We start from the raw sequence: 9998 nt of genomic DNA on the forward strand, positions 1-9998 counted from the left end.
ATGAAGCGGCAGCTAATTTTAGAAGATGGTTCGTTTTTCGTTGGCGAAGCGTTTGGCAGCTTGAAAGACACGACCGGGGAAGTCGTGTTTAACACCGGCATGACCGGATACCAAGAAATTTTGACCGATCCGTCGTATTGCGGACAAATCGTGACGATGACGTATCCGTTGATCGGCAACTACGGCATCAACCGCGATGACTTTGAAGCGATTCGCCCGTACGTGCACGGATTCATCGTGAAAGAGGCGTGCGTGAAGCCATCCAACTGGCGCGGCGAAATGACGCTTGATGACTATTTAAAAGAAAAAGACATCCCGGGGCTGGCCGGCATCGATACGCGCAAACTGACGCGCCTCATTCGCCAGTACGGAACGCTAAAAGGGATGATTTGCGGCTTGGACGTCCATCCGGCGGAAGCGGCGGCCCACCTGCGGGCGATGGAGTGGCCGCGCGACCAAGTGCGGCGCGTCTCGACGAAAAGCGCCTATCCGAGCCCGGGGCGCGGCGAGCGCGTGGTCTTGATCGATTTTGGAATGAAGCACGGCATTTTGCGCGAGCTGAACAAGCGCCATTGCGATGTCATCGTCTTGCCGTACAACGCCACCGTCGAAGAAGTATTAAGCTGGCATCCGGATGGGGTGATGCTCTCGAACGGCCCGGGCGACCCGAAAGACGTGCCGGAAGCGATCGATATGATTCGCGGGATTTTGGGCAAAGTGCCGCTCTTTGGCATTTGCCTCGGCCATCAGCTGTTTGCCTTGGCGTGCGGGGCGAATACGGAAAAATTGAAATTCGGCCATCGCGGCTCGAACCATCCGGTGAAAGATTTGCGCACCGGCAAAGTCGCCATCACAGCGCAAAACCACGGCTACGCTGTGACGCATGAGTCGCTCGCCGGCACCCGCCTGGAAGTGACGCATGTCGCCTTGAACGACGGCACAGTCGAAGGGCTGCGCCATCTCGATTTCCCGGCGTTTACGGTGCAATACCACCCGGAAGCGTCGCCGGGGCCGGAAGATGCCAATCCGCTGTTTGACGAGTTTTTGGCGCTCATCCGCGAGTTCAACAAGAAAGGGGAAGTCATCCATGCCTAAACGCCGCGACATCGAAACGATTTTGGTCATCGGCTCCGGCCCGATCGTCATCGGTCAGGCAGCCGAGTTTGACTATGCCGGGACGCAAGCGTGCCTCGCTTTGAAAGAAGAAGGCTATAAAGTCATTCTCGTCAACTCGAACCCGGCGACGATCATGACCGATACGGAAATCGCCGATAAAGTGTATATGGAACCGCTGACGCTTGAGTTTGTCGCCCGCATCATCCGCAAAGAGCGGCCGGATGCGATTTTGCCGACGCTCGGCGGCCAAACGGGCCTCAACTTGGCGGTTGAGCTCGCCAAGGCCGGCGTGCTTGAAGAGTGCGGCGTCGAAATTCTTGGCACGAAACTCGAGGCGATCGAAAAGGCGGAAGACCGTGAACAGTTCCGCGCCCTCATGAACGAGCTTGGTGAACCGGTGCCGGAGAGCGCCATTATTCACAGTCTGGAAGAGGCGTATGCGTTTGTCGAACAGATCGGCTATCCGGTCATCGTCCGCCCAGCGTTTACGCTCGGCGGCACGGGCGGCGGCATTTGCACGAACGAACAAGAACTGATCGACATCGTTTCGACCGGTTTGAAAATGAGCCCGGTGCACCAATGCTTGCTTGAGCGGAGCATCGCCGGCTACAAAGAAATCGAGTATGAAGTGATGCGCGATGCCAACGACAACGCCATCGTCGTCTGCAACATGGAAAACATCGACCCGGTCGGCATCCATACCGGTGACTCGATCGTCGTCGCCCCGAGCCAGACGTTAAGCGACCGCGAATACCAACTGCTTCGCAACGCGTCCTTGAACATCATCCGCGCCCTTGGCATCGAAGGCGGCTGCAATGTCCAGCTGGCGCTCGACCCGGACAGCTTCCGCTATTACGTCATCGAAGTGAACCCGCGCGTCAGCCGCTCGTCGGCGCTCGCTTCCAAAGCGACCGGATACCCGATCGCGAAACTGGCGGCGAAAATTGCTATCGGGCTGACGCTCGATGAGATGATCAACCCGGTCACTGGGAAAACGTACGCCTGCTTTGAGCCGGCGCTTGATTATGTCGTGACGAAAATTCCGCGCTTCCCGTTTGACAAATTCGAATCGGCGAACCGCCGCCTTGGCACGCAAATGAAGGCGACCGGCGAAGTGATGGCGATCGGCCGGACGTTTGAAGAATCGCTGTTAAAAGCGGTCCGTTCGCTCGAGATCGGCGTCCACCATCTCGCATTAAAAGAGGCGGACACCGCCACCGACGACGTCATCGAGAAACGGATCCGCAAGGCGGGCGATGAACGGCTCTTTTACATCGCCGAAGCGCTCCGCCGCGGGGTGACGGTCGACACGTTGCATGAATGGAGCCAAATCGATCGCTTTTTCTTGCATAAAATCGAAACCATCATTGAGATGGAAACGGTCTTGAAAAACCGTCCGGGCGACCTTGACGCGCTGAGGAAGGCGAAAGCGCTCGGCTTCTCGGACGCCGCCGTGGCGGCATTATGGAACAAAACGGAGCGCGACATTTACGCGCTGCGCCGCCAAGAAGGCATCGTGCCGGTGTACAAAATGGTCGATACGTGCGCGGCCGAGTTCACATCAGAAACGCCGTATTACTACAGCACGTATGAGGAAGAAAACGAGTCGATCGTGACGGAAACACCGAGCGTCATCGTGCTCGGTTCGGGCCCGATCCGCATCGGCCAAGGGATCGAATTTGACTACGCCACCGTCCATTGCGTCTGGGCCATTAAGCAGGCCGGCTATGAGGCGATCATCATCAACAACAACCCGGAAACAGTCTCCACCGACTTCAGCACGTCGGACAAACTGTACTTCGAGCCGCTGACGGCCGAAGACGTGATGCATGTCATCGACCTTGAGAAGCCGGTCGGCGTCATCGTTCAGTTTGGCGGCCAGACGGCGATCAATTTGGCGGCCGAACTCGAGGCGCGCGGCGTCCGCTTGCTCGGGACGACGCTGGAGGATTTGGACCGCGCCGAAGACCGCGACAAATTTGAACAGGCGCTTTCCGAACTCGGCATTCCCAAACCGGCCGGCAAAACGGCCGTTTCGGTCGAAGAAGCGGTCGCCATCGCCGAAGAGATCGGCTATCCGGTGCTCGTCCGCCCGTCGTACGTGCTCGGCGGCCGGGCGATGGAGATTGTGTACAATCGTGAGGAGCTGCTCCATTACATGGAGCACGCCGTGCGCGTCAACCCGCAGCACCCGGTGCTCGTCGACCGCTACATCACCGGCAAGGAAGTCGAAGTCGACGCCATTTCCGACGGCGAGACGGTCGTCATCCCGGGCATTATGGAGCATATCGAACGGGCCGGCGTCCATTCCGGCGACTCGATCGCCGTCTACCCGCCGCAAACGTTAAGTGCCGAAGTGATCGATCAGATCGCGGATGACACGATCCGGCTGGCGCGCGGGCTGCGCATCGTCGGGCTCTTAAACATCCAGTTCGTCGTCTCGGGAAGCGATGTCTACGTGTTGGAAGTAAACCCGCGTTCAAGCCGCACCGTGCCGTTTTTAAGCAAAATCACCGGCGTGCCGATGGCCAACCTCGCCACCAAGGCCATTTTAGGGGCGAAGCTGGCCGAGATGGGCTATGAAACCGGCGTCCGCCCGGTCCGTCCAGGCGTGTACGTGAAAGTGCCGGTGTTCTCGTTTGCGAAATTGCGCAATGTCGACATTTCGCTCGGCCCGGAAATGAAATCGACCGGTGAAGTGATCGGCAAGGATGTGACGTTTGAAAAAGCGCTCTATAAAGGACTTGTCGCGTCTGGCATCCACATCCAGCCGCACGGGGCGGTGCTGTTGACGGTCGCGGACAAAGACAAAGAAGAAGCGGTCGAGCTGGCCCGCCGCTTTGCGGACATCGGCTATCAGCTGCTGGCGACGAACGGCACGGCGGAAACGCTGAAAGCGGCCGGCATCCCGGTGACGGTCGTCAATAAAATCCATTCGGCGTCGCCGAACATTTTGGATGTCATCCGCCAAGGGAAGGCGCAAGTCGTCATCAACACGTTGACGAAAGGGAAACAGCCGGAAAGCGACGGCTTCCGCATCCGCCGCGAAGCGGTCGAAAACGGCATTCCGTGCTTGACGTCGCTCGATACCGCACGGGCGATGTTGCAAGTGCTCGAATCGATGACGTTCTCGACAACGGCGATGACGGAAGGGTTGGTGCGGTCATGATCGGCCGCGAACAAATGACGGTCGCAAGCCAGCGGCTGATCGCCGAGCGCACGTATGAACTGACGCTGGCAGGCCGCCTCGTGCAAGAGATGAAGCAGCCCGGCCAGTTCGTTCATGTGAAAGTGGCCGCATCGGCCGATCCGCTCTTGCGCCGCCCGCTCAGCCTTTGCCAAATCGACCACGAGCAGGGGCAATGCACGATCATTTACCGCCAGGAAGGGAAGGGCACCGCGCTGTTGGCGCAAAAACAGCCGGGCGACACGGTCGATGTGCTCGGCCCGCTCGGCCACGGCTTTCCGCTCGAAGCCGCGCCGGCGGGCGGCCGGGCGCTGTTGGTCGGCGGCGGCATCGGCGTTCCGCCGCTCTATGAACTGGCGAAACAGCTGGCGAACCGGGGCGTGAACGTCGTGAGCGTGCTCGGGTTCCAAACGAAAGCGGCGGTCTTTTACGAAGAAAAATTTGCCGCGTTCGGCGAGACGTATATCGCCACCGATGACGGGTCGCACGGGGCGGCGGGCCGCGTCACCGATGTGATCGAAGCGCGTGCGCTCGAGTTTGACGTGTTGTACGCCTGCGGCCCGAAGCCGATGCTAAAGGCGCTCGATGAACGGTTCCGCGGCCGGCCGGTGTACTTGTCGTTGGAAGAGCGGATGGGCTGCGGCGTCGGGGCGTGTTTCGCCTGCGTCTGCCATGTGCCGGGAAGCGAAACGGCGTATAAAAAAGTATGCAGCGACGGTCCGGTGTTTCGGGCCGGGGAGGTGGTGTTATGAACCGGCTGGCGGTCGAACTGCCGGGGCTTTCGCTCAAAAACCCGATCATGCCGGCGTCCGGCTGTTTCGGGTTTGGCCGCGAGTACGCCCGGTTTTACGATTTAAGCGTGTTAGGCGCCATCATGATCAAAGCGACGACCAAAGAGCCGCGCTTTGGCAACCCGACGCCAAGGGTGGCGGAAACGCCGGGCGGGATGTTAAACGCCATCGGCCTGCAAAACCCCGGTCTTGACAAGGTGCTGACGGAGGAACTGCCATGGCTTGAACAGTTTGACGTGCCGATCATCGCCAACATCGCCGGTTCGACGATGGAAGAATACGTCGAGGTAGCCGCCGCGATTTCCAAAGCGCCGAACGTCCATGCCTTGGAGCTCAACATTTCTTGCCCGAACGTGAAAAAAGGCGGCATCACGTTCGGCACCGTGCCGGAGGTGGCCGCCGAGCTGACGCGGCTTGTCAAGGAAGTGTCGGCTGTCCCGGTGTATGTGAAGCTGTCGCCTAACGTGACGGACATCGTCGCGATGGCGAAAGCCATTGAACAAGCGGGCGCTGACGGCCTGACGATGATCAACACGCTCGTCGGCATGCGCATCGACGTGAAAACCGGCCGGCCGATTTTGGCCAACGGCACCGGCGGCTTATCCGGCCCGGCGGTCAAACCGATCGCCATCCGCATGATTTACGAAGTGAGCCAAGCGGTGTCGATTCCGATCATCGGCATGGGCGGCGTGCAAACGGCGGAAGATGTGCTCGAATTTTTCTACGCCGGCGCGAGCGCGGTCGCGGTCGGAACAGCCAACTTCGTCGATCCATTCGTCTGCCCGACGATCATCAACGAACTGCCGGCGCTGCTTGACGAGCTGGGGATAGATCAGATCTCCGAATGTACAGGAAGGAGCTGGAAAATCTGTGCACACGCCGTTCATTGTCGCCCTTGATTTTCCATCGAAACAAGACGTTGAATCGTTTTTACGGCCGTTTGCCGGCACGCCGCTGTTTGTGAAAGTCGGCATGGAGCTGTACTATCAGGAAGGGCCGTCCATCGTCGCGTTCCTCAAAGAACAAGGGCACGCCGTCTTTTTAGACTTAAAACTGCACGACATCCCGAATACAGTGAAACAGGCGATGAAAGGGCTCGCCCGTGTCGGCGCTGATTTGGTGAACGTCCACGCCGCCGGCGGCCGGCGCATGATGGAAGCGGCGCTCGAAGGGCTTGACGCCGGCACGCCAAGCGGCGCCGCCCGACCGCGCTGCATCGCCGTCACCCAGCTGACAAGCACGGACGAGCGCATGCTTCATGAAGAGCTTTGCATTTCCCGCCCGCTTGCCGACACGGTCAGCCATTACGCGGCGTTGGCGAAAGAAAGCGGCCTTGACGGCGTCGTCTGCTCGGCGAACGAAGCGCCGCTCATCAAGGAACGGTGCGGCGCCGCGTTTCTCGCCGTCACCCCGGGCATTCGCTTTGCCGATGATGCAGTGCACGACCAAGTGCGCGTCGTCACGCCAAGAGAAGCGCGTGCGCTTGGTTCTGACTACATCGTCATCGGCCGCAGCATCACCCGCGCCGCCGACCCGCTTGCCGCGTACGCCCGCCTGCAGCACGAATGGAACGGAGGAGAGAGAGGATGAAATACGACATTGCCGCCCAACTGCTTGAAATAGGAGCGGTCGCTTTGCGGCCGAACGACCCGTTCACCTGGTCATCGGGCTTAAAAGCGCCGATTTATTGCGACAACCGCCTGACGCTCGCTTATTCGGACGTGCGCCGCCTAGTCGCCGACGGTCTCGCTGACCTCATCCGCACCCATTTTCCTGAAGCGGACCTCATCGCCGGCACAGCGACCGCCGGCATCCCGCACGCCGCGTGGGTGAGCGAGCGGCTTAGTTTGCCGATGTGCTACGTCCGCAGCCAAGCGAAAGCGCACGGAAAAGGGAAGCAAATCGAAGGCAAAGCCGAACCGGGCCAACGCGTCGTCGTCATCGAAGACTTAATCTCAACCGGCGGCAGCTCGCTCACGGCCGTGCGCGCCTTGAAAGACGCAGGCTGCGAGGTGCTTGGCGTCGCCGCCATCTTCACGTACGGACTCGAAAAAGCGAAGCAGGCGTTTGCCGAAGCGAATGTGCCTGCCTACACCCTCACCGACTACGACACACTCATCGAAACGGCCGTCCGCCTTGGCACCGTCAGCGAACACGACCTAGCGACATTGCGGCAATGGCGGGAAAATCCGGAAAAGTGGGGGAAATAGACGAGAAGAAAGAAGCGCGGACCAAAGGATGGTTCGCGCTTTTGTCATGTGTTATTGGCGAACGGGACTTCCGTCGCCTCCGATGATGACGGAAATGGCGATCGAACGGCCAAAGTCATTCGAACTAGCGATGACTTGATGACTATGGGAAGTACCCTGTTTGTCTCTTAGAGCATGGAAATTATTGTAATGAAAAATGCTCATCTGCAGTTTCTTCAAAATACGGGGACCTTTATCAGCGGACAGAACCGACCTCTAAATAAGGGCAAACCTTTGCGACTCTAGGACTAGAGCCTCCCCCGAAGATCCTAGACATTCATCCTCGCTCCTAGATACACGCCACAAGTATACCTCATCGCCTCTCAGCCCTTCTGCATCAAGGACTGAGAGGCGATTTATTTGCCTAGTCACTGTCGAACTCGGGCAGGAGAAAGTAGCTGTATAAGCTCAGCTGTTCCTCGCTGATTAGTGAGCCCATTATTTAGGAAAAATAAAAGAGGTAATACCCTATGTTTGTTTTTTTATCTTCTCTTCGATGTGCTTGTAATCAATAATACGAATTTTGTCAAAATCGATTTCAAGTGTTATTATATCAATTCCGTAAGGAGGGTTGTGAGCCCCTTTAAATGTTTCTACATGAATTTTGAGTAAGAATTTATAACGACTCCCGGGTTCTAAATTTTTAATCTCTAATATTTTAGGCTTCCACCACTGAATTCCAGATGGTTTTCCATAATAATCCTGCACTGCTTTGGTTATATAAGGCGTTAAGAAGTAAATGGAAAGGTCCTCTAAATCATTTTTATTAACCACTAATGCCGTTGTTGACTCTGTTTCATCAATTTTTGATTTGGCGACAATTTTAGTCCCGACGCCATACATTCCGAATAATATGATTAAAAAGAGGGACATTACTCCTATAAATTTCCTGTTCATATTTGAATTCCTCCTTTTATTGTCGTGATCAAACTATATTTTGCAGATATTCAGTCAAAATAATCATGAAATTTCCGATTAAAATGGTTTATTTTATGGGTGGAGGGCTTGTTCAAATTATATATAATGGTAGTGATGAGTGGCTATTGCTAATGGCGACCATACATGGCATTTCTGGGGCTCGACTCTTGTCATTCAATTACAGGAGTTTGGTAAACCATGAAATCACATTGGTAGGGTCTGAAAAATACACTGAAGTATATTCAAGTCTTTACTATACTGTAGATGAGCAAATTCGCTAACATAAATTTACAACTATATAGATGCACCTTGAAAACTTAACTTCTCGATTACGCTGCACACCTCAGGCGTTGCAGCACTTCCTCGGGGCGTTCATGGATGTATTCCACCAACCGGGCAATGGCTTGAGTGATATCGTTTCGATCGTTGTGAAGCACATTGGCGATGACGGTGTCTTTCCGCCATTTCCACAAGCGTTCGATCGGGTTCCGTTGCGGAGAATACGGAGGAAGAGAAATGAAGTGAACACGGTCCTTCTTCCTGCAAACACGCTCTCACCATTTTGGCATGATGAATTCGGGCGTTATCCAGCACCAAGACGATGAGACGGTTCGGGGCTCCTTTCGCCAACGTGTCGGTCGGCCGGGTCCAAGAAAGCCCTTTTCAATGCAAGAGTTTTCGCAAGGCTTCGCGGGAAATGGAGATGCCATAACGGTGGTGCACATAGGATTGAAGGATCTTCGTATTCCACGCCGAAGCGATGTCCCAGTCCAGCTCCGCAGGGGTCGTGGTCAACACGAGTTGTTTGATCTCTTTCTGCTGTTTTTCAGTGAGAAACGGCTCCCGCAAAGGGGCAACATCCCGATGAAGCAGGAGTTCAAGCCCGCCTTCGTTAAACAGCGGCACATAATGGGAAACGGTTTGGCGGCACGCATGAACCATGGAAGCAACCTCTTTGCCCAACGATCCTTCCATGACTAGGCGGACGGCCATCACGCGTTGGCGGAGAGGAGCGTTTTTGATCTTCCGTTCCTGCTTGCGGAGTTTCCGGGGCGTCCATCCGTGATGGTCGGTGATTTTGAGACGTTTCATGCCGAATTCCGCTCCTTTCCCATGCTTTTCCTTAGGCGCAGTATCACCGGAGTGGGCACCAGTTATACGAAGGTTAATTTTTTAATGAGCATGTATATAGTCCCCTAATCCATTCCAAATCTATTTCAGAGATACCCTATCTTGCATTACACAAAATTCTTGACGGTATTACAAAATGAGAAAGGGTGATTTATGGTGGATAATTTTAAAAAGCCAGAAATGCTCAAATATTTCATGAGTGGGTATTTTAATCAAAGTGTTAGCTGGTCAGACCTTGAGGGATTGGCAACCGATTTCAAAGAGCGAGAACCTAAATCAATGGTAAAACAATTAATAAGCGAATTAAAAATGTTGCAGGATGTTTTACAAAAAGGTGATAAAGAGACGTGGAGAGAAATCGAAAAATATGTAAATGAATATAGTATGAGATATTTAGATTTTGAAGATGGTCCAGAATTTATTAATACTGTTTTAAAGGCAATTCAATAACTGTAGATGAGCAAATTCGCTAACATAAATTTACAACGAAATAAAAAAGGAGACATGAACCCGATTCCTTGGTTAGAATAGATGTACCACCAACTACCCACAAGGAGGTTCATGCCTCATGGTTACTACGCCCACCGCTGGACGATCGAATGCGTT

At 55.2% G+C, this 9998-nt stretch carries 9 protein-coding genes and 1 pseudogene; 7 read left to right on the forward strand and 3 right to left on the reverse strand.

Translation table 11 applies throughout. The annotated features are described in order from the left end of the window. The 6 genes from B4113_RS17135 to pyrE are packed head-to-tail and all read left to right on the forward strand — an operon-like array spanning position 1 to position 7304. Positions 1–1095 carry a carbamoyl phosphate synthase small subunit gene (locus B4113_RS17135; protein WP_033022276.1) on the forward strand — a complete coding sequence of 365 codons (1095 nt, stop codon included), beginning with the start codon at positions 1–3 and terminating at the stop codon, positions 1093–1095. After that, positions 1088–4285 (forward strand): carbamoyl-phosphate synthase large subunit, encoded by a 3198-nt coding sequence (gene carB, locus B4113_RS17140; RefSeq protein ID WP_033022279.1) that lies wholly within the window; start codon positions 1088–1090, stop codon positions 4283–4285. Before B4113_RS17135 ends, carB begins: the two co-directional genes overlap by 8 nt. Then, positions 4282–5055: a dihydroorotate dehydrogenase electron transfer subunit gene (locus tag B4113_RS17145; protein WP_033022282.1), complete on the forward strand. Its 774-nt coding sequence runs from the start codon at positions 4282–4284 to the stop codon at positions 5053–5055. Before carB ends, B4113_RS17145 begins: the two co-directional genes overlap by 4 nt. Then, positions 5052–5993 (forward strand): dihydroorotate dehydrogenase, encoded by a 942-nt coding sequence (locus tag B4113_RS17150; protein ID WP_033022284.1) that lies wholly within the window; start codon positions 5052–5054, stop codon positions 5991–5993. Before B4113_RS17145 ends, B4113_RS17150 begins: the two co-directional genes overlap by 4 nt. Continuing rightward, positions 5965–6684 carry an orotidine-5'-phosphate decarboxylase gene (pyrF, locus tag B4113_RS17155; protein ID WP_033022286.1) on the forward strand — a complete coding sequence of 240 codons (720 nt, stop codon included), beginning with the start codon at positions 5965–5967 and terminating at the stop codon, positions 6682–6684. The genes B4113_RS17150 and pyrF overlap by 29 nt, the downstream gene beginning before the upstream one ends. Continuing rightward, positions 6681–7304, forward strand: coding sequence for an orotate phosphoribosyltransferase (gene pyrE / locus B4113_RS17160; protein WP_033022290.1), 624 nt, complete (start codon positions 6681–6683; stop codon positions 7302–7304). Before pyrF ends, pyrE begins: the two co-directional genes overlap by 4 nt. A 507-nt stretch (positions 7305–7811) precedes the next feature. Here the strand turns inward: pyrE and B4113_RS17165 are convergent. The 3 genes and pseudogenes from B4113_RS17165 to B4113_RS19750 form a co-directional block, all read right to left on the reverse strand. Next, entirely contained in the window at positions 7812–8240 is a 429-nt protein-coding gene (locus B4113_RS17165) for a DUF3888 domain-containing protein (RefSeq protein WP_033022292.1), read from the reverse strand. Between the two features lie 350 nt (positions 8241–8590). Further along, a complete protein-coding gene (locus B4113_RS19745) occupies positions 8591–8779 on the reverse strand; it encodes an integrase (protein ID WP_231559889.1) in 189 nt (62 codons plus the stop codon). Between the two features lie 148 nt (positions 8780–8927). Next, a pseudogene (locus B4113_RS19750) lies at positions 8928–9353 on the reverse strand (transposase); the annotation flags it as partial. Between the two features lie 195 nt (positions 9354–9548). Between B4113_RS19750 and B4113_RS17175 the strand changes: the two are divergent. Beyond that, positions 9549–9842: a contact-dependent growth inhibition system immunity protein gene (locus tag B4113_RS17175; RefSeq protein WP_153017177.1), complete on the forward strand. Its 294-nt coding sequence runs from the start codon at positions 9549–9551 to the stop codon at positions 9840–9842. The last annotated feature ends 156 nt before the right edge of the window (positions 9843–9998 follow it).

Origin of the sequence: Geobacillus sp. B4113_201601, from assembly GCF_001587475.1 — a bacterium.
Lineage (GTDB): Bacteria > Bacillota > Bacilli > Bacillales > Anoxybacillaceae > Geobacillus > Geobacillus icigianus.

What these genes read in the sequence shown, in the direction of transcription:
- B4113_RS17145 (WP_033022282.1), top strand. Translation starts at nt 4,282, where the DNA reads ATGATCGGCCGCGAACAAATGACGGTCGCAAGCCAGCGGCTGATCGCC.
- B4113_RS17150 (WP_033022284.1), top strand. Translation starts at nt 5,052, where the DNA reads ATGAACCGGCTGGCGGTCGAACTGCCGGGGCTTTCGCTCAAAAACCCG.
- carB (WP_033022279.1), top strand. Translation starts at nt 1,088, where the DNA reads ATGCCTAAACGCCGCGACATCGAAACGATTTTGGTCATCGGCTCCGGC.
- B4113_RS17165 (WP_033022292.1), bottom strand. Translation starts at nt 8,240, where the DNA reads ATGAACAGGAAATTTATAGGAGTAATGTCCCTCTTTTTAATCATATTA.
- B4113_RS17135 (WP_033022276.1), top strand. Translation starts at nt 1, where the DNA reads ATGAAGCGGCAGCTAATTTTAGAAGATGGTTCGTTTTTCGTTGGCGAA.
- pyrE (WP_033022290.1), top strand. Translation starts at nt 6,681, where the DNA reads ATGAAATACGACATTGCCGCCCAACTGCTTGAAATAGGAGCGGTCGCT.